Genomic DNA, 19,697 nt, shown 5'->3' with positions numbered 1-19,697 from the left:
ATTTTATAATTTCAAATACCTTATAACAAAAAAGATCAAAATTAAATTTGATCTTTTTTGTTATATTTTTTTATAAAATCATTTAATCAGTTTGTATCATTATCTCCTAGATTAAAAATAGCTTTATTCTTAACACTTTCAAAACAATTTGATGTTAGTCCTGAAAATTTAGCTACATTAAACATTGTTTCATCATTCTCAGCATCACCAAAACAAATTGTTTTATTTAAATCTAAATTATATTCTTTAGATAATCAAGTTAATGAATTACCCTTTGATGCATTAATCCCCATAACATCTAAATAAGGTTCTTCTGATATAACTCCATATAATTGAGATTGTTTTTTTATATACTTTAATAATTCATTTCATTTTGTTTCATCATTACTTCTTCTGATTACTAAAAATTTACAGAATATTCAATTATTTATTTCTAAAGAAAAATTTCCTTCAGCATAATTTTCATTTCCTATTCTTTCTGGATATTTTTTATTTATAAAAAAATCTGTTTTATTTGTATTATAACCATATATTTTATCTGGAGTATAAACTAAAAAATCATATTCTCATTCAACTAATTTTTTATATAAATTAATTCCGGTTTCTTGATGTATATTAAAAAATTTAATAACTTCGTTATTATGTTTAATAATTGAACCGTTTGCAAAACTTATCGGAAGATTTGTTGGTATATCTTTAATAATATTTTCTGCAGTAAATCATGGTCTACCTGTTGAAATAATGATTTTTTTATTTAAAAATTTCAATGTGTTTAGTGATTGTAATTGTTCATTCGATAACATTGATTTTTTATTTAATAAAGTTCCGTCTAAATCAAATACAAAATTATCAACTGAATCTAAATCAAATGAAATTTCTTTAATTCTTAAAAAAACATACGATTGTGTTTTTTGAATATCTAAAACATTAACTATAGCTTCCTGATTGTCATCATATAAAACAATTATTTTGTTTATATAATCATTTTTTCAAGAAGGATTATTGTCTAATTTAATATGATTAGTTTTATTTATAAAATATTCAGGACAATAAAATCTTCTAAGCATTAAAATAACTCCATAATATTATCTATTTCCTCTTGACTTAGTTCTGTTTTATCTTTTAATATTGATGTAATTTCGTCATTTTTTGCAATATTTTCTTTTAAAATATACTTTCTATTAGTAATATTTAAAAAGGATTGAAACGAAATAAAGAATGTAGAAATTGATGCTATTAAAGACATTGCAAAGAAAAATGCCATTGTTTGTTTTGGAAAATCATTTCATCTAATTGAATATAAGTTTAAAATAACTATTGATGAAGAAATGAATATAGACAAAATACTCAACAAAATAAATGTTAAACGATATATGATGAATTTTTTATAAATCATTTTTTTTGATAATTGAATTTTTATATGTAAAGCTTTTTCTTTCATATTATTTTTTTTCATTATTTTCTCCTTTATTTAAATCTACATTAACATTTAATAAAACACTTGATTTGTATCTATCTGTTTCTAAAATTTGCAATGCTCTTTTATATAACATAAACTGATTTTGTTCATGAGTTCCATTATAAATATATAGTTTTGACATATAAATAGTTTTTTCAAAAACTAAAATGTTGTATTTTCTTTTATAAAATAGAAATCTTGTATTAATTACAAAAAATGAAATAACTCCAGAAATCAAACTCACTACAGAGTTAATTATGGTTGTTAGTAAAATATAATTAGTACTATCATTAAAAAATGGACTAAAATAAGGATTATTCCCTGGATAAGCATTTGCTCCACCAGGAAAGTTTTTATTATTTCCTGCTAAAAACTGTAAAGCTATATAACTAATATATAAAGCGGTAAATATTGAAACAGAATTTAATAAATAATAAAATACAGCATAAACTCATTTTTTAATTCTAGTTTGCTTTACTATTTTTTCATATAACTGAATTGGTTTTAAATGATTTCTTTTCATTATTTTGCTCCTTTTTTTAGTTCTGATTTAATTATTTCTGATATTGCTAATTTTTGTTTTTTTGTTCCTTTTTCTCATAATGTATCAATAATAGTATCTAAATCTTTGTCTGTTATCAAATTAGAATTATGCTTAATTTCTAAATATTTAATAGTATTTAAAATTCTTTTATATTTAACTGTTTTATCATTATGTTTCATAATTGATAAAACAATAGTTAATATAAATGATAATAAAATAAAGATTACTAGAACTAACAAAAGCACAAATGATACAGAAGTTAAAACATCTGGATTTTTATTACTTAATTGAACTAAAATAACTAAAACATAAATAGCTGTAGAAATCGAAGCAATAGATAAAAAAGACACAATAGTAGATATTATTGCATCCAAAATAGAATATAGTTTTAATGCCTTCTTATCTCTTTCTTTCTTTTTTTGTAATTTTTCTAGGATTAAATTCATAGTATATTTATTTTACATTAAAATATAAAAATTATTCCATTTAAAAGGTTAAATAACTATTATATTGATATAATAAAAACATGAAAAAATGAGCAATATTTAGTGATGTGGATGGAACCATCTATCCTTTTCCAAGTAAAGAATTATCTGAAATTAATCAAAATAAAGTTAAAGAAGTAGTATCAAAAGGAGTTGAATTTGTAATTAATACTGGTAATGGACCATATAAAAAAATACAAAAATTAGCAGCTTCGCTTGATGCTAGATATATTATTTGTTCTAATGGTGCACTTATTTTTGATAATGAAACTAAAGAAATATTAAATATAGAATATATACCATTAACAGAAGCACAAAAAATTTGAGATTTAGCTGATGAAGTTGGTATTGGACTTTATTATTTTGGTACACATCAATATTATTTAAAAAATCCTGCAAAAGAATTTAAAGAATTTATTACTAATTTTTGTGAATACAACGAATGAATTGAAACAGGAATAATTCCAAATGATTTACATAAAATTGAAACTTATGGAACAAAAGAAAAAATGAAAGAATTTTATGATAAAGCTATTCAAAGAAATATAGATCTTAATATAGTTCTATTAGATTCACATATCGAAATAACAAAAACAGGAATATCAAAAGGTTCAGGAGTAAAATGATTGTGTGAAAACATTTTAAATACAAGTATTGAAAATGCAATGAGTATCGGTGATAGTCAAAATGATATTTCAATGTTTGAAATCACAGGTTATTCATATGCTATGGAAAACACTGATTCATATTCAAGGAAATTTGCTAAATACTTTACTTCTACTGTAGAACAAAATGGTTTAGCAGAAGCTATTGATGATTATTTATATAGAAGTGATTTTGAATTAAAAAGAGCAATTTCTCAAGGTAAAATTAAGAAATAAAATAAAAACTCCGTAATTAAATTCGGAGTTTTTATATATATAAATTATAAAAATTCTATGGGGCGGTCGACGGGATTCGAACCCGCGCATGACGGGACCACAACCCGCTGTGTTAACCGCTTCACCACGACCGCCATATAATGAATTGCATTTATTATATCAAAAATATTTTTTTTATAAATATTATTTACTAATAATTAAAAATATCATCAAATAAAATTGATGATATGTTAGTTAATATAATCTTAATAATATAAAAAATTAGATATTTAATAATTTGTAGTTATTTATTGTTTATTTGACTTTGTATTCAAATATAAATATTTTTTAATATTAGTTTTTGTATAGCATTAATAAAGTTTTCTATAAAATTGAAATCTATTTGGTTGTTTTTTGTAGGAAGTGAAATAAATGAGTCTTTAAAAGTTTTATCTATATCCCTGACAAGAATATTCTTTAATTTTTGTTTTAAGTTATTTAGCATTACATTAAAAAATAAGAAATTTATACTATTCAAATTTTTATCTAAAAAACTCTTTGGTTTTATTTTTCTTACAAATTGACCTGCATACCAGGGTCTTTTTCTATAAAAGAAATCTAATTGCAAAAGTCCTAAACTTCATGTTTTTTGCTCATTTAAATGTTCATTATCTATAAAACCTGTAAAAGATAATATGCCTTGGTTTATTGAAGTTCTAGTAACATAATCAAATTCTATACCATCTTTTAATGAATCTTTGTTAAGACTGCTTGTAGAATATATTTCAAACAAATCACCAATCCTATATTCTTTCCAAGTAATATCATTAAAGTTATTTATAGCATCTTGTTCTAATGTAGATAATGAATAATTATTGTTTGTTTGTTTGTTTAAATACTCTTTTAATTTATTTAAAGATTCTTGTTTAATCAAAGAAATATACTTTTCCATAAAATCAAAATCTATTTGATTATTTTTTGTTGGGAGTTTAATAAAATCATTTTTTACTTTTTCTCAACCCGATTTGTTTCCTCAGTCATATTTTGCATATACAGTATTTAAAACACAGACAATAAATGGATGAATATTTTTTATATTAATTTTTTTATCTTTAAACTTAAATGCATAACTATCTTGTAAAACAGTAAAATCATATGGTTGATAAAATGCTCTTCCTGTTCCATTTGCAGTAGCACTAAAAACATTTTTTAATATAGTTGCATTTTTTCTATTTACATATCTTCCTATTTGATTATTAGTTAACAATGCAGTTGTAGCGGGCAAATCACCAGGTTCTACATTTTTATAAATATTATTTGTTTTTATTTTTTCGAACAAATCACCAATCCTATATTCTCCTCATTGAATATCTTTTAATTCACAATTCAATGAGGAATTTACTTTTTTATTATTTCATCTAAGTCTTGATTTTTTAATAAATTAGTAATTTCTCAATTTAAATAATCTACAACTGTTTTTTGAAAGTCTCCAAAAGTTGGAATAGTATTCATTGGTTTAGATTGATTTCAGTCTGCACCGTTTGTGGGATCTATTTTTCCTTCGAAATATTCATTTTCTGAAAATAAATTTAATTTTGTTTTTCCAAAACGAACTAAATCTGCTATCTCTTGATATCTTAAAGAAGCATTATCAATATCTTTTAAATTATTTGTAGATTTTCTTCTATTTGTTCTTTGGTATCCATCATTTGTAAAATCAATAAACTTAACCATTTCATCTTTATGATGAGGTTCATTTACTTTAAAAACATAAATATATGTTTGAACAGAAGATTTACCTATAAATATGTCAACTGGCATTTTAATACTTGCTAATAATGTATGTTTTTTTAAAATTTCTTTGTTTATATCTTTTGCTTTTCCTGACCCAGCTGAACTCTGAATAATAATTGATGCATAACCTGATTTTTGCATATTTAATGCCCTTTTTACGAATATCATTCCATTTCCTTCTTGAGAATATGGAGGATTTAGTAAAAATGCAGTGGCAGGGAAATCTTTGTCAGTTTGACCAAAACCATATTTTCCATCAAAATCTAATAGTGAGTCCATATTTAAAATATTAGAACTTCCATCACCCATTAAGATCATATTCAAAATAGCTAACATATAAACATTAGGTAATAATTCTAAACCTAGTAGTTGTTCAGCACGAATGGAATTAATTTTTTGTTGTAATTTTTCTGGAGAATCTTTTATCTTTTCTTTTGCATCTAAAATCATTTCATTCATTGCTGCAACTAATAAACCAGCACTTCCGGTTGCAAAATCTCATACATAACTATCTTTATTAATTCTTGCTAATTTAACCATTAATGTTGCAACATATGATGGTGTTAGAACAACATCATTCAGTTTGTCTTGACTAAAACCAAGTCATGAATACATTTCATTAAATAATTTACCTGTAAAATCAATTGATAAACCTTGTTTATAATATTGTCCTAAATCATCATATATTTTATTAAAAATTCTTTTTAATTGACTTTCACCATTTACTGGTTTATTAATATTTTCAGAAAGTAATGTATTTTTTAATGTCCTAATAATTAAATCAGTTTTCTTTTGAGGAAGTGATTTTTGTTTTAAAAATGCTTCAATTTTACGAATAATTATTTCTCCGTCAGTATTCCCTTCTTCGGTAGAAGATATTAAATCAGACTTTTCTAATGGAACAACTTTTCCTTCTATGCCTAGTGTTGCAATTATAGATGCAGATACTAAATAAATTCTATCTGTTTCTGATAAACCATTTTCATTTACATAAATTTCATTATTTAATTTGGTTAAACTTGCAGTTATTTCTTTTTCTCTTTGATTTTGTAGTTTTTCTCATTCTTCTTTTGTCAATTTAGTTTTTTGGACTTCGAAAATAAAATGATCAAAGTTTTCTTTTTTCATAAAAGAAAAATCTGAATATTCTCCGATTTTTTTCCCATAACCAAGATTTTCATTTGATACATAATAAACTGACATTTGATGTTTTAATTGACCTAACTTGTCTTTATAACCTGTCATTCCTATTGCAATAACGTTTTTATAACTAGTATAATGTAAAATTGCATTTGCATAATGAACTGCACCGTTTACTGCATAATTCTTAATATTATTATAGTTATTTTCATTAGTTTTTGTTTTATTTTCAACTTTATTATCTGAATCTAATTTAACTAGCTTATCTTTATAACCCTTGTATTCAATTAATACTGGATAAAGAATATTATGTTTATCTCTGACAAACAACTTTACATCTGGTCGGTTACCTCCATTGCCCCCCCTTTAGACTTATACTCATTTAATGCTTTATCTATTTCATCATTAAGTTTTTCTTGTTCTAATTTATAATCTAAACCTAGTTCTTTTAATCAACTATTTCCTAAATCAGCTATCATTGGTTCAACAGATTGAATATTTTTCATTTTTCTCCTTAATTATTGGTATAATATAATTAAATATTTTGGCTTTATTAAACTATTTAAATAGTTTAATAAAATCATCCTAGATGGATGACATCAAATCCAATAAAAGTTAATGTAAAAAATTTTTATTATTTTAAAATCAAAGAATTAAATTCTGATTCATTTATTATTTTGATATTTAATTTATTTGCTTTTTCTATTTTAGAACCTGGGTTTTCACCAATTAATAAATAATTGGTATTTTTTGAAATGGTATTTGTTACTTTTCCACCATTTTGTTCAATTATATTTTTAAAATAATCTCTACTTTCAGATAATGTACCAGTAATAACAAATGTTAAGTTTTCTAAAGTATTTGAAACTTTCTCTTGATTTTCTTGATATTCTATAATTTCATCTAATTTTTTAATTAAATTAATGTTTTCAGGAATACTTATAAAATTTTTAATACTTGAAATAATAATATTTCCTATTGTATTAATTTCTAATAATGTATCTAAATCTAATGTTAATAAATCAGAAATTTTATTCATTTTTTGAGATATAAGTTTTGCTAAATTTTTTCCAATATTAGGTATTCCTATAGCAAATAATAATGTATCAACAGTTGTTTTTTTAGACTGATTAATAGAATTAATTATATTGTTATACTTTTTAAAATCTGTATTTTTATTTTTTCTAGAAATACCAAAACTATTTAGTTGCACTATTTGTTCTTTATAATCTGATAATTTATAAATCGAAATAATATCAGTTAAAAAACCTTTTTCATAAAATGTTCTAATAATTTCACTACCTAGTGTTTCAATATTCAATGCTTGGTTAGAACAAAAATGAATAAGAGATCTAATTCTTTTTTCATGACAATTTTCATTGACACAAAATTGGTCTACAAAACCTTCTTTGGTTAATAATTCAAAAGAACAAGAAGGACATTTCTCTAGTTTTCTAAAAATTGTATCTGTGTTTTTTTTAACTAAGCTAATCACTTTTGGAATTATTTCGCCTGACTTAATAACTAAAACTTCATCACCTTCATTTATTTTCATTTCTTTGATAAATTCATAATTATGAAGCGTTGCATTAGAAACCATTGTCTGATTTAATTCTAAACTTTCGTTAAAATGGGCTAAATAAGTTATTTTACCGGTTCTTCCTACTGTTGCGGTTATTTTTTTTATTAATCCCACTTTTTCTTCTGTTTCATATTTAAAAGCTATGGCATATTTTGGAAATTTGGACGTTTGACCTAATTCATCTCAGTATTTTAAATTATTAACTTTGATTACAAAACCATCACAATCATAATCAAAAGAATTTTTTAATTCTTTAAATGCAATTACATAATCTCATATCTGATTAAAATCAGATATGTTTTTTATATAACTATTAGTAGGAATATTTCAAGATTTTAATGTATTCAATAATTCTTCTTGAGATACAAAACCTAATTCAGAAGCATTAACAATATCATACAAAAGAATTGAGAGACCTCTTTCTTTAACTGTTTCTGGATTTAATAATTTAAGTGTTCCAGAAGCAGCATTTCTTGGATTTGAAAAAGTTTTTTGATTGTTTTTTAATAATTGCTTATTTATTTTTTCAAATTGTGATTTTGATAAATAAACTTCACCACGAATTTCAATATCTTTTAAAAATGGAATTTCTTTCGGTAGTTCTGATATTTGGAAAACATTTTTAGTTACATCATCTCCTTGAACACCGTTACCTCTAGTAATTGCTTTGATTAATCTTCCGTTTTGATAATGTAATGAAATTGATAAACCATCGATTTTAGGTTCTAAACTAAAAGAGAGATTATTGATTTTTAAATTCTCTTTTGTATCATTTAAAAATTTAAATAAATCTTCCTTAGAAAATGCTTTATTTAAAGATAGCATAAGTTTTTTATGTTTAAATTTTGCAAATTTATTATTATTTCATTGTCCTATATTTTGTGTAGGAGAATTAGACATAATTAAATCAGGAAACTGTTGTTCTAGAACTTCTAATTCTCTATAAAAATTATCATACACTTCATCTGAAACACTCGGTTCATTTAGCATATAATATTCTCAATCTCACCTATTTAATTGCTCTACTAGTTCTTTAATTTTATTTTTTATATTCTTTGAATCAGACATATTTTAATTATACAAAATATACATTGCTATACTAATTTATAGTAAAATTAAAACAAAGGATAATTATGGAATTTATTATTACAAATTATAAGTTTTCTGGAAAAGAATGAATAAAAATTCAAAATGATGCACTTAAATTTTTACAAGAAAACAAAAACATAAAAATAACACAACAAAGTATTTTAGATTTTGCAAAAAATGGATTAATTGCTCAAGAAAAACAAAAACTATTTCATAATCAGGTTTCAGATAAATTAAGTGAGAAAATATTTTTTATGGGGATACCTGAAAATATTAATTCATCTGTTGTTGAATTAAGTTTTGATTTAAAAACTTATTTTGTTAATTATGATTATTTAAATCAAATTAATTTTGATTTTGAACCTCAGAGAAAGTTCAAACCTGATTTAAATCAAGAAAAAATAAATGATTTTATAAAACAATACATAGAAGAAAATAGATTTAAAGAAATTAAAACAGAACAAACAATTCAAGCTGGTGATATTGTTAAGTGTGAATTTTTTGACATTAAAACTCAAAGAAAAGAACAATTTGAATTAATAGCTCAAGAAACAGAAAATCACACTGTAGAGAAATTATTATTAAACAAAAAAGTTAATGATAAGTTTGAATTCAAAGCAAATGATGATTTTATCATTGATGTAACAATTTTAGAAGTCTCATACTTAAAAAAAGAAAAATTAACAGATGAAAATGTTCATAAATTAGGTATTCAAGAAATAACAGACATAAATTCTCTAAAAGTTTATATAGAAAAAACTGTAAAAGAAGATATTTTATCTAATGAAATTTTTAATTATGGTTATGGAATAATTAAACAACTTTATGAACAAAAATTACCTTTTGAATTTCCTGAAGATTTAATTACAAGTGACATTGAAGGATTTGCTTTTGATAACAATTTTCAAGGCGATCCAAGAACTGTTGTGTTAGATTCTTTAACTGAATATTTATGATTAAATGCAATATCTAAAAAATTTGATTTAATGGTTCATGCAAGTGAAATCAAAAGAGAAGAACAAAAAATAAAAGCAAACTTGCCTACTCACCAACATAAACAAATTAATATAAAGAGAATAGCAGACGGAATTTTATTTCAAAAAATAGGTGCAATTTACTTAAATAAATTAGATAAAAATTTATATGAATCTGTTAAAGAAAATTTAGTTTACAAGATTTAAAACAAGATAAAAGAATGTAATTTTATAGTTTATTTATGATTATAAAATTACATTCTTTTATGATATTTTTTATTGTATAATAATAGCACGTTTATATTATAAAAATATTTATTATATTAAGGAGGAAAAATGAGCAAACGTACATATCAACCTAATAAACGTAAACATGCAAAAGTTCACGGTTTTAGAGCAAGAATGAAAACAGTCAGCGGAAGAAAAGTATTAGCAGCTAGAAGAGCTAAGGGTAGAAAAAGATTAACAGTTTCAGATAAATAATTAAAACTTAATGAAAAAAGAATATCGACTTAAAAAAAACTGGGATTTTCAAAATGTAATTAAACAAAATAATTTTTTACAAAATAAATATTTAGTTATTTATTTTGTAAAAAGTGAAAAACTAAGAATTGGAATAACTGTTCCTAAAAAATTTGAAAATTCTGTAGGTCGTAATTTTAATAAAAGACAATTAAAAGCAATAATAAGAGAAATTAACATTTTTGATTTATCTTATGATTTTGTTTTAATAATTCGTAAAGAATTTTGTAATACATCTTTTAAAATAAAAAAAGAAGGTATTAAAAAACTTTTTGAAAAGTTTATAAATAATGAAAAAAACAAACAACTTTAATTATTTTACTCAAGACGGAAAAGATCAAGAAAAGAAAAAAGCGACAATTAAAAAAGTTTGAAAATGAATTAAGATAACTTTATACGCAATGTTATTTGGTTTAACAATAACAGGTTGCGTGCAGTCGTTTGTATTAAAAAATTCTTCTAATGTCGGAAACGGTATAGAGTTTTATATAAACCAAGAAGACATTGGACCAAAAGTTAATACTTTAACTAATCGTGAAACAAAATTAAATGTAGCTGTTGTAGATAACAACGGTAAATCACAAAAAGATAATGCTAACCAAGATAATAATTATGAATTAGCAATCTTAAATATTAATCAAGATAAAAACGTATATTTAAATAACAAAGAAGTTATTAGTAATTTAAATAAACAATCAACTAACAATGGTGGAAAAAACATTGGACAACCAAAAGTTTGATATTCTTCAGTTGCTTTAGATATACCTACAGAGGATTTAAAAAGATTAGGTTATAATGAAACTACACCATTTAACCTTGTTCAAAAACAAACAAATAATGAATCAAATCAATATTTATTTATTGGTAACGATTCTAATAAATATACTTATTTAAACGAAATTAAAGATATTATTTTACTAGACTTTCCAAAACCTGGTGAACAATACATTACTTTAGACACACATAGTATTACTGAAGATAAAAAAACTATAACAACAAATAAAGTTGACGAAAATAAAAACTTTACTTTATTAGGTTTTTCTGGCTTACAAAAAATAATAAAATATGATGGTTCTAATGAAAAACAAAAAAATGTTGCGTTTGCTCGTGATATTTTACAAACCTTTTATGATTATTCATTTGGAAAAAGAAGTAAATTCATTAATTCCTTAAATAATGTTATTTTTGCTGAAAATAAAAAAGCAGATAATTCAAATTACAATGATTTTAGTGAATATCTAATTGTTTTAGGTGAAAAACTAAAAAATAATCAAGCTGTCAAAATTTCTCAAATTGAAAGAGAAATGATTAACACTTATCAACAAACTATGGTTGAATACTTAAGTGTTCTTGGTTTATTAAACAAAGCAGATATAGGTAATGATAAAGAAGATTCAACAGTTGTTCCTGCTGCTAAAAATCAAGCAACTAAATATGATTATCAAGAAAATGTATTTACTAGATTAGGTGCACACATTAAAGATAAAACACAAATTAATGATATCAATACTCCTTTTAGAGGTGATTATCCAATTGAACCTATTACTAATTGAGGACAAGCTTGAGGATATGGGCCATTTTATGGTTTATTAGTTTATCCTTTATCTGCTTTAACTCAGTCAATGCGTCAAGCTATTCCTGAATTAGGTGGTTGAGGTTCAATTATAGTTATAATAATTTCTCTTGTTATAACTCGTTTATTAATGTTTGCAATTACATTTAAGTCAAAAATGATGCAATCTGTTCAAGAAGGTTTAAGAACTAAAAAAGCAGCAATTGAGGCTAAATATGTTGGTTTTGAAAAAAATAAAGCAATGAAAATGAAGAAAAATCAAGAAATTCAAGCTTTATATTCAAAATATAATATAAGTCCTTTAGACCAATTTGGAAGTATGCTTATAACTATGCCTGTATTCTTTGCTATGTGACGTGTTATCCAAGGAATTCCTGAAATAAAACAAACAGTGTGATTAGGACTAAACTTCTCATCTCAATCATGAACAAAAGTTCTAGGCGGAGAATTTATATACTTATGAATATTAATAGTAACTATAGGTATTCAAGTTCTTTCACAGATGCTACCAAAACTATTAGAGCGTAAAAAATTCAAACAAGCAACAACTATAGCAGAAGCACAAGCACTTAAAAAATCTGAAAGAACTCAAAAAATTATGGTTATAGTTTTTGCAGTAATTACAATTTTATTTACTGTCGGGGTTCAAGTTTATTGATTATTTGGTGGTTTATGACAAATACTTGAAGTTCTAATATTACATAAACTAAAAAGAACTAAATGATTTAAAGAAAGATATTCAAAGAAAATACTAAAAGATCGTTAATATAAAAAATGAAGTTTATTATTTAAACTTCATTTTTTATACTTCATTCATAAAGTCGAGTAAATTAACTGGTTTTTTATCATTAAATAAAACATCTAAAATACTTTTTAAGAAAGGTATATTATTTATTTCTTTTTCCTTAATCATTTTTTCTAATGTTTTTGCTGTATGATATCCCTCTACTGTTGAACCAGAATTTTCTAATGCTTTATCAACTCCGTTTTCATAAATTTGAATTCCTAGTGTAAAGTTCCTGCTTTTAACTGATGTACAAGTTAAGTAAACATCTCCAATACATGAATATGATAAACTGAAATCAATATTTTCTTTATTAGATAAATGTTTATAAATATGGTTAATTTCATTAATTCCCATAGTCAATAATGCTGATAAAGTATTTTTGCTTGTGTTTGTTGCATTTCACATACCAATACCTATTGCTAAAACATTTTTAATTGCGCCAAATATTTCAGAACCTAATACATTTGTTTCAGGAATAAGTTTAAAGTATTTATTTGTAAATAAACTAACTAACAATTCATTATATTCTTCATTTTCTGAAACTACATTTATAATCGTGTTTTCTCTTTGAAAAACTTCTGAAGCAAAAGAAGGTCCAGTAAGTGTTGCTAAATTTTTAATATTCTTATTAAATTTTCACTTTATGAAATCACTAAAAAACATTCCCGATTGATATTCAATACCTTTTGATAAATTGATAATATTAATTTTTTTAGAATTTAATATTTCTTTTATTTTTTTTAATGTTTCTCTCATTGCTGTTGAAGGTATAGCTAAAACTATATGTTCTGATGATAAAACAACTTCTTCTAAGTTATCTGTTGCATAAATATTTTCTTTTTTATAAAAAGGTATAGAACCAAAGTATCTTTGATTATACCCAGTATTTATATCATTGATTTCATATTCATTAATTCCATATAGAGCTACATTATGTCCATTTTCTGATAAGACATTTGCTAATGCACTTCCATATGAACCAGTTCCTATAAAACCGAATTTATATTTTTTACTAATTTCTCTCATAAGATTAATTATACTTAATTAAGAATATTATTAGAAAAAGTTATAAAAAAATGGCAGGAGTAGCAGGATTCGAACCCACAACACACGGGGTTGAAGCCCGTTGTTCTACCGTTGAACTATACTCCTAAACTTTTTTTATTATACCATAATTTGTTAAAGTTTTAACAAATAAAAACATATCTTTTATTAATGAATATAGAGAAAAATTTAGCATTTATGAATTAAAAAAAAAATCTACAGATTAATCTGTAGATTATAAAATTATTTAGAATTTAATGCTAATTGAACTAATGTTTTAACCATAACTCCAGTAGGTCTTCCACCTTGTTCTGCAGTTCCTGCTACATCTAAATGGATATATTCAACACCTTCTGTAAATTCTTTTAAGAACATTGCAGCAGAAGAACTACCACCACCCGCTCCACTTAAGTCTGTATTTTTTAAATCAGCAATAACTGAATTTTTAATTTCTTTTCCAAATGCATCATCTAAAGGCATTCTTCAAACTAGTTCGTGTTGTTCGTTTGCTGCTTTAGATAATTCTTCTCAACCTTTTTCTGTTGTGCTTCATACACCAGTATATGTGCTTCCTAAAGCAACTAAAATTGCACCTGTTAATGTTGCAACATCAACTATACGTGTAGCTTTTAAGTTTCTTACAGCATATGTAATACCGTCAGCCATAACTAAACGACCTTCAGCATCAGTGTTATTAATTTCAACAGTTTTTCCATTCATACTTTTTCATACTGAATCTGGTAATGATGCATCTCCATTAACTCTGTTATCTGTTATACACATAATTGCAGAAACATTAGTTTTTGGTTGTAATTGAGCAATAGCTTTCATTGCACTTGCTACAAATACAGAACCTGACATATCGAATTTCATTCCTATCAATGATCTACTTGGTTTTAATGAATACCCACCTGAATCAAAAGTAATTCCTTTTCCTACATAAACTGTTTTTTCTGATGATTCTGGATTACCATTATATTCAATAACTACAACTCTTGGTTCATACATACTTCCTCTATTTACAGAAAGTAATAATCCCATTCCTAATTCTTGAATTTCTTTTTTTGTTAAAACTGAGATTTTTAAATTTTTATATACTGATAAATCTTTTAATACAGTTTCTGCTAAGTATTCAGAATTACAAATATTTGGTGGTAAGATTTGTAAATTTCTTGCATAATTAACTGCATCAGATAAAACATTAGCTTCTTTTAATGCACCCTCGTATCTTTGTGTTGGTTCTTTTGATAATAAACTAATTTGATATCTTTCTGGTTTAGGAGATGTTTTTGCTGAATAAATATCAGCATTTACATAGTTATATGCATGTGTAAATGCTTTCGTTACACAAGGAATGCAAACTTGACCTTTAACAAATGAATCTAAATCTATTTGTAAATCTCTAACTTGGTTAGTAAATAAAGTTTTTGCAAAATTGAAAACTGTGTCATAATTGTAATTTTTTTCTTCACCTAAAAATACAACTGCTTCATTTTTATCGAAATATTCTGTAACTTTATTTGCTTTTTCTACTAAATTTTGAGGTAATTCATCCCCTTTAAAAACTGCTCTTAAAAGCATCATATTGTTTTTTTGATTTTCTACTTTTAACATATTATCCTTTCTATATTTTAATATTTTACTATTTAATTAAGAATTTAAAATATATTCAACTAAGGTACTTACTAAAACTCCCATTGGTTGACCTTTAATTTCTGCAGTGCCTGCTACATCACAATGAATAAAATCTATATCATTAGTAAACTCTTTTAAAAATAATGCTGCTTGATTTGAATCTGATTTAACAATAGATGATCAATTTGCTAAATCTGCAACTTTAGAAGATTTATTGCCTTTATCAAAATCTTTGTGGAATGGCATTCTTCAAACTTTTTCTTGAGCTTTTAGTGAAGCTTCTTTGAATTTTTGTCATTTAGTCTCATTAGTCGATCAAACTCCAGAATAAACTGTTCCTAATGCAACACTAATTGCTCCTGTTAATGTTGCAACATCAATAATTGTTGTTGAATTTAATTTACTTGCTGCATAATAAATACCATCAGCAAGAACTAATCTTCCTTCTGCATCTGTATCAGTTACTTCAACTCATTTTCCACTCATTGATTGGTATACATTTTCAGGTAATGAAGCGTCATTGTTAATTCTGTTATCTGTTATACACATAATTGCATAAGCATTAACTTTTGCTTGTAATTCCGCTAATACTTTAACGGTATATGCAGCAATTACAGAACCAGACATATCGAATTTCATACCTTCCATATGATAACCTTTTGTATTTACTCCACCTGTATCAAAAGTTATCCCTTTACCTACTATTGATGTAATTTCTTTTGATTCTGGATTACCAAAGTACTTAACAATAACAACTCTTGGTTCATGTGTACTACCTTTATTAACAGATAATAATAACCCCATGTTTAGGTCTTGAATTTCTTTTTTTGTTAAAACTTGAATTTCTAGATTTTTTATTCCTGAAAAATCATTTGTAATTTCACTTGCTAATTGTTCAGAATTTAAAAAGTTTTCAGGCATTATTTGTAGGTTTCTTACTTTTGCTATAGCTTTTGCTATTAATTCAACTTTATTTATTAATTCTTTTGTTTGAATATTATTTTCATTAACTAATAAATAAAGATTATTTATTTTGTTTTCTTTTTCTTTTATGGTTTTTTTAAATAATTCTGTTCTTGCAAAATAAGTATTTAAGATAAAGAATCTTATTAATTCTTCTTTTTTAAATTTTTGTGCAAAACTATTTAAATCAATTTGATAATCCATATCTAAATCTTTTGCAAAATTAATAAATCATGATTTTAAGTCATCTAAATTTATATTTTCTTTTTCAATATAAACATAACTTTCATTTGTTTCCAAGTTATTTGTTAAGTGAAATTTTTTGGTTCCTACATATTTAGGAAATTCCATTCCTTGATATGCTGCTTTTAACATTAATGAATTATTTTTTTCTTGAATTATTTTTATCATCTTGTATTCCTTTATTTAATATTTTATTAATAGTTAGCATACTTGCTTGTCTATAACTTCTAACTAATCCACCTGCACCTAATTTTACTCCGCCATAATACCTAATTACAACAACCAAAACTCCGAACAGGTTTTTTAATTTTAATAAATCATACATTGGTTTTCCTGCTGTCCCTTTAGGTTCACCATCATCCGAAAAACCTGCTATTTCAACTCCATTTTCAATTAATGAATATGCATAACATATATGAGTTGCTTTTTTATGTTCTACATTAAGTTTGTCTAAAATTTCTTGAACTTCTTTTTTATTGTTTATTTCATAAGTAATTGAAATAAATTTAGATTTTTTGATAATTAAATTATCAATATAAAAATTAGTCAAATGTTATTCCTTTTAAGTTTTTTACTCACTGTATAAAGTGATTATATGCTTTAATTAAATCTATTTTACCTTTTTCTTTATAAAAATTATACTTTTGAGCGTAATTATATAATTGATTGTATATTAATACATCCTCAAATTCTGGTTTTAAATCTAAGTTAATTAATAAATTTGGATAATATTTCGAAATCAGTGCATAAATTTTAGTAGCTACAAATTCTAGTGGAAAGTTTTCTAATTTAATTGAACCGATTGCTAGCAATTTAATTGCTATTTCTTGATCTGTAAATTTCGGCAATAAAATACCTGGTGTATCTAGAAATAAAAATTCTTTATTAACTACTCATTTCTTTTCTCTTGTAACACCTGGGAAGTTAGCAACTTTTAAGTTTGATTTTTCTGATACTAAATTGATTAAAGTGCTTTTACCACAATTTGGGATGCCAACAACAAATGACTTAATTTTAGTTTGTATAATTCCTTTGCTTAAATCTTTTTTAATTCTTTGTAAACTCATTTGTTTTAATTTAGAAAGAATAATTTTTTTTGCTGATTGTTTTCTTAAATCTAATCATAAAATCTCTGAACCGTAAAACCTTTTAGTTATCATTTCCTTCTTATTAACATCCATTAAGTCAGATTTAGTTATAATAAATAGTCTTTGTTTGTTTGGTGCAATTTGATCAAAATCTTCATTATATGAACTAATTGGACATCTAGCATCTAAAACCACAATAAAAATATCAGCTAAATTTGAAATTTCTTTAATCTCTCTAAATCCTTTAGCCATGTGACCAGGATATCAATTAATAAGCTGATCATAATCTTTTTTAATTTCTTCCATTTTTATCCTTTTTAAGTAATTGAAGTATGTTTTCTAGTTCTTTTATTTTAAATTCTAAAAGTTTAATTTTATTTAAAGATTCTTTATAGTTTTCTATTAGTTTGTTAATATAAACATCTTTTTCATTATCTAATTCTTTTATTATAGAAAAAGATAATAATAAATTATTTAAATAACTATCTATTTCATCAGTACTATAACCATTAAGTGAAAGTTTAAAATCTTTATTTTTAATATTATTTACTTCTGTATCTATTATTTTCTTTAATTCCACTATCCATTCCTTACTTTATTTAAAATAATAGAAGCACAACAAGCAACATTTAAACTCTCAAAAGAAATTGGTATATATACTTTTTCATCAGTCAATTCAATAATATTTTGATATATTCCGCTCCCTTCATTACCAAAAACTATAACAATATTTTCTTTTAAAAAGTTAACTTCATTTAATGCTTTAGAATCTTTATCTAATAAGGTTGCATAAATTTTAAAATTTTTAGACTTCAAATTTTCTAAATATTGTTTTAGGTCTTTTGTTGTTATTATATTGATATCAAAAAGAGCTCCTTGAGAACTTCTTATGACTTTATCATTAAATGGATCTAAATTTTCAATTATTACTGTATCAAAATCAAACGATTTTGCTAATCTAATTATTGTTCCAACATTTCCTGGGTCTTGTAAGTTATTTAGTGCAATAACTTTATTGAGTCTTGTATTTTTTAATAAAGTTTTATCACAAAGAGCAATAACACTTTGTGGTGTGATAGTTTCACTTAAATATTCAATAATATGATGAGAAACCTTATAAGTATTATTAAAAAAATAATACTTACTTTCTTCGCTTGAATCTAAAATTTCTACAACTATACCTTTTTTTAGTGCTTCTTGAACTAAATGCTCACCAGATACTAAAAATTGATTAGTTAAATCTCGGTATTTTTTACTATGTAATTTCTTAAGATTTTTTATATGTTCATTCGAAGTGCTAGAAATATATTTAGAATTAGTCATTAATTAATTCCTTCAAATAATTTTTTCCCTTTTCAACTTCATATAATGATAAGTCCATAAAATCTAATTGTCTCATTACTTCAAAACCTATAATGCACACAGAATTTGCTAAATTAATAGATCTCATAGCAGATACCATTGGTATTCTCGCACAATTATCTATATTCTTAGTCAGGATAGATTTTTCTATACCTGTAGATTCTCTTCCAAACATAAGTCATATTTCCTGATTTTGATTATATATTTTTTTATAATCAAAATCAGTATATTTTTTTAAACCATATCTAGTTATATAAATAATTTTTTTATCATTATATTTTTTATAAAACTCTTGATAACTAGAATGTATTTCATGAGGTATATCAGATAACATTCTACCTGCGCCATACCTTCTTAAATACTTTGGATGTAAATCAAATCCAATAGGTTTGATTATATGTAATTTTGCACCCAGAGCAAAACAAGTTCTTATGATATTTCCTGTATTAGGGCAAATTTCTGGTTCATATAAGACTACATTCAACATATTTTTCCTTTTTTATAATAAATTTGCATTTAAAATTGTTTTCTTTTATAAAAAATAAGTAATTTA

The 19,697-nt window shown here is 24.1% G+C and carries 21 protein-coding genes and 2 tRNA genes; 5 read left to right on the top strand and 18 right to left on the bottom strand.

The features are described from left to right. Window positions 1-41 precede the first annotated feature (41 nt). The 4 genes from RRG59_RS01165 to RRG59_RS01150 are packed head-to-tail and all read right to left on the bottom strand — an operon-like array spanning window position 42 to window position 2,449. A complete protein-coding gene (locus tag RRG59_RS01165; RefSeq protein ID WP_322902555.1) occupies window positions 42-1,067 on the bottom strand; it encodes a Cof-type HAD-IIB family hydrolase in 1,026 nt (341 codons plus the stop codon). Beyond that, on the bottom strand, window positions 1,067-1,456 hold the full coding sequence (locus RRG59_RS01160) for a hypothetical protein (protein WP_322902553.1): 390 nt from the start codon (window positions 1,454-1,456) through the stop codon (window positions 1,067-1,069). The genes RRG59_RS01165 and RRG59_RS01160 overlap by 1 nt, the downstream gene beginning before the upstream one ends. Beyond that, complete coding sequence (locus RRG59_RS01155; protein ID WP_322902552.1) at window positions 1,443-1,982, bottom strand: DUF4231 domain-containing protein; 540 nt, start codon at window positions 1,980-1,982, stop codon at window positions 1,443-1,445. The genes RRG59_RS01160 and RRG59_RS01155 overlap by 14 nt, the downstream gene beginning before the upstream one ends. Next, the gene (locus tag RRG59_RS01150) at window positions 1,982-2,449 is read right to left on the bottom strand and encodes a hypothetical protein (protein WP_322875714.1); all 468 of its coding nucleotides are present in this window, start codon (window positions 2,447-2,449) and stop codon (window positions 1,982-1,984) included. The genes RRG59_RS01155 and RRG59_RS01150 overlap by 1 nt, the downstream gene beginning before the upstream one ends. An 80-nt stretch (window positions 2,450-2,529) precedes the next feature. Here RRG59_RS01150 and RRG59_RS01145 point away from each other — a divergent pair, with 80 nt between their 5' ends. Further along, window positions 2,530-3,369: an HAD family hydrolase gene (locus tag RRG59_RS01145; RefSeq protein ID WP_322902550.1), complete on the top strand. Its 840-nt coding sequence runs from the start codon at window positions 2,530-2,532 to the stop codon at window positions 3,367-3,369. 58 nt (window positions 3,370-3,427) lie between these two features. Here RRG59_RS01145 and RRG59_RS01140 read toward each other — a convergent pair. From RRG59_RS01140 to ligA, 5 genes are all read right to left on the bottom strand, one after another. Beyond that, window positions 3,428-3,503 (bottom strand) — tRNA-His (locus RRG59_RS01140). A 149-nt stretch (window positions 3,504-3,652) separates the two neighbouring features. Beyond that, entirely contained in the window at window positions 3,653-4,738 is a 1,086-nt protein-coding gene (locus RRG59_RS01135) for a restriction endonuclease subunit S (RefSeq protein ID WP_322902548.1), read from the bottom strand. Between the two features lie 8 nt (window positions 4,739-4,746). Then, window positions 4,747-6,612 carry an HsdM family class I SAM-dependent methyltransferase gene (locus tag RRG59_RS01130; RefSeq protein ID WP_322902546.1) on the bottom strand — a complete coding sequence of 622 codons (1,866 nt, stop codon included), beginning with the start codon at window positions 6,610-6,612 and terminating at the stop codon, window positions 4,747-4,749. A 2-nt stretch (window positions 6,613-6,614) separates the two neighbouring features. Then, window positions 6,615-6,788 (bottom strand): hypothetical protein, encoded by a 174-nt coding sequence (locus RRG59_RS01125; protein ID WP_322902545.1) that lies wholly within the window; start codon window positions 6,786-6,788, stop codon window positions 6,615-6,617. 128 nt (window positions 6,789-6,916) lie between these two features. After that, a complete protein-coding gene (ligA, locus tag RRG59_RS01120; RefSeq protein WP_322902544.1) occupies window positions 6,917-8,932 on the bottom strand; it encodes an NAD-dependent DNA ligase LigA in 2,016 nt (671 codons plus the stop codon). 65 nt (window positions 8,933-8,997) lie between these two features. Here ligA and RRG59_RS01115 point away from each other — a divergent pair, with 65 nt between their 5' ends. The 4 genes from RRG59_RS01115 (at window position 8,998) to yidC (ending at window position 12,788) form a co-directional block, all read left to right on the top strand. Continuing rightward, window positions 8,998-10,134, top strand: coding sequence for a trigger factor-related chaperone (locus RRG59_RS01115; RefSeq protein ID WP_322902542.1), 1,137 nt, complete (start codon window positions 8,998-9,000; stop codon window positions 10,132-10,134). Window positions 10,135-10,263: 129 nt separating this feature from the next. Then, window positions 10,264-10,410, top strand: a complete 147-nt coding sequence (gene rpmH / locus RRG59_RS01110) for a 50S ribosomal protein L34 (protein WP_260622336.1) — start codon at window positions 10,264-10,266, stop codon at window positions 10,408-10,410. Window positions 10,411-10,420: 10 nt separating this feature from the next. Beyond that, complete coding sequence (gene rnpA, locus RRG59_RS01105) at window positions 10,421-10,762, top strand: ribonuclease P protein component (protein ID WP_322902540.1); 342 nt, start codon at window positions 10,421-10,423, stop codon at window positions 10,760-10,762. Then, window positions 10,740-12,788 carry a membrane protein insertase YidC gene (yidC, locus tag RRG59_RS01100; protein WP_322902538.1) on the top strand — a complete coding sequence of 683 codons (2,049 nt, stop codon included), beginning with the start codon at window positions 10,740-10,742 and terminating at the stop codon, window positions 12,786-12,788. The genes rnpA and yidC overlap by 23 nt, the downstream gene beginning before the upstream one ends. Window positions 12,789-12,824: 36 nt before the next feature. On the opposite strand, the gene RRG59_RS01095 is transcribed toward yidC, so the two are convergent. From RRG59_RS01095 to RRG59_RS01055, 9 genes are all read right to left on the bottom strand, one after another. Further along, window positions 12,825-13,835: an NAD(P)H-dependent glycerol-3-phosphate dehydrogenase gene (locus RRG59_RS01095; protein WP_322902537.1), complete on the bottom strand. Its 1,011-nt coding sequence runs from the start codon at window positions 13,833-13,835 to the stop codon at window positions 12,825-12,827. Between the two features lie 51 nt (window positions 13,836-13,886). Further along, window positions 13,887-13,961, bottom strand: a tRNA-Trp gene (locus RRG59_RS01090). Between the two features lie 135 nt (window positions 13,962-14,096). Further along, a complete protein-coding gene (locus tag RRG59_RS01085; RefSeq protein ID WP_322875705.1) occupies window positions 14,097-15,467 on the bottom strand; it encodes a M17 family metallopeptidase in 1,371 nt (456 codons plus the stop codon). A gap of 36 nt (window positions 15,468-15,503) precedes the next feature. Next, window positions 15,504-16,862 carry a M17 family metallopeptidase gene (locus RRG59_RS01080; protein ID WP_322902535.1) on the bottom strand — a complete coding sequence of 453 codons (1,359 nt, stop codon included), beginning with the start codon at window positions 16,860-16,862 and terminating at the stop codon, window positions 15,504-15,506. Next, window positions 16,834-17,244: an IMPACT family protein gene (locus RRG59_RS01075; RefSeq protein WP_322902533.1), complete on the bottom strand. Its 411-nt coding sequence runs from the start codon at window positions 17,242-17,244 to the stop codon at window positions 16,834-16,836. Before RRG59_RS01075 ends, RRG59_RS01080 begins: the two co-directional genes overlap by 29 nt. Beyond that, a complete protein-coding gene (ylqF, locus tag RRG59_RS01070) occupies window positions 17,237-18,088 on the bottom strand; it encodes a ribosome biogenesis GTPase YlqF (RefSeq protein ID WP_322902531.1) in 852 nt (283 codons plus the stop codon). The genes RRG59_RS01075 and ylqF overlap by 8 nt, the downstream gene beginning before the upstream one ends. Continuing rightward, complete coding sequence (locus tag RRG59_RS01065) at window positions 18,075-18,362, bottom strand: hypothetical protein (RefSeq protein WP_036430090.1); 288 nt, start codon at window positions 18,360-18,362, stop codon at window positions 18,075-18,077. Before RRG59_RS01065 ends, ylqF begins: the two co-directional genes overlap by 14 nt. Then, entirely contained in the window at window positions 18,362-19,105 is a 744-nt protein-coding gene (locus RRG59_RS01060; RefSeq protein WP_322902530.1) for a TrmH family RNA methyltransferase, read from the bottom strand. The genes RRG59_RS01065 and RRG59_RS01060 overlap by 1 nt, the downstream gene beginning before the upstream one ends. Further along, window positions 19,098-19,631 carry a tRNA (cytidine(34)-2'-O)-methyltransferase gene (locus RRG59_RS01055; RefSeq protein WP_036430086.1) on the bottom strand — a complete coding sequence of 178 codons (534 nt, stop codon included), beginning with the start codon at window positions 19,629-19,631 and terminating at the stop codon, window positions 19,098-19,100. The genes RRG59_RS01060 and RRG59_RS01055 overlap by 8 nt, the downstream gene beginning before the upstream one ends. Between the last annotated feature and the right edge of the window lie 66 nt (window positions 19,632-19,697).

Origin of the sequence: Mycoplasmopsis felis, assembly GCF_034647055.2 — a bacterium.
Taxonomy (GTDB): Bacteria; Bacillota_I; Bacilli_A; order Mycoplasmatales; family Metamycoplasmataceae; genus Mycoplasmopsis; species Mycoplasmopsis felis.
The sequence above is the reverse complement of the archived record's forward strand: the minus strand, read 5'-3'. Positions and strand labels throughout refer to the sequence as shown.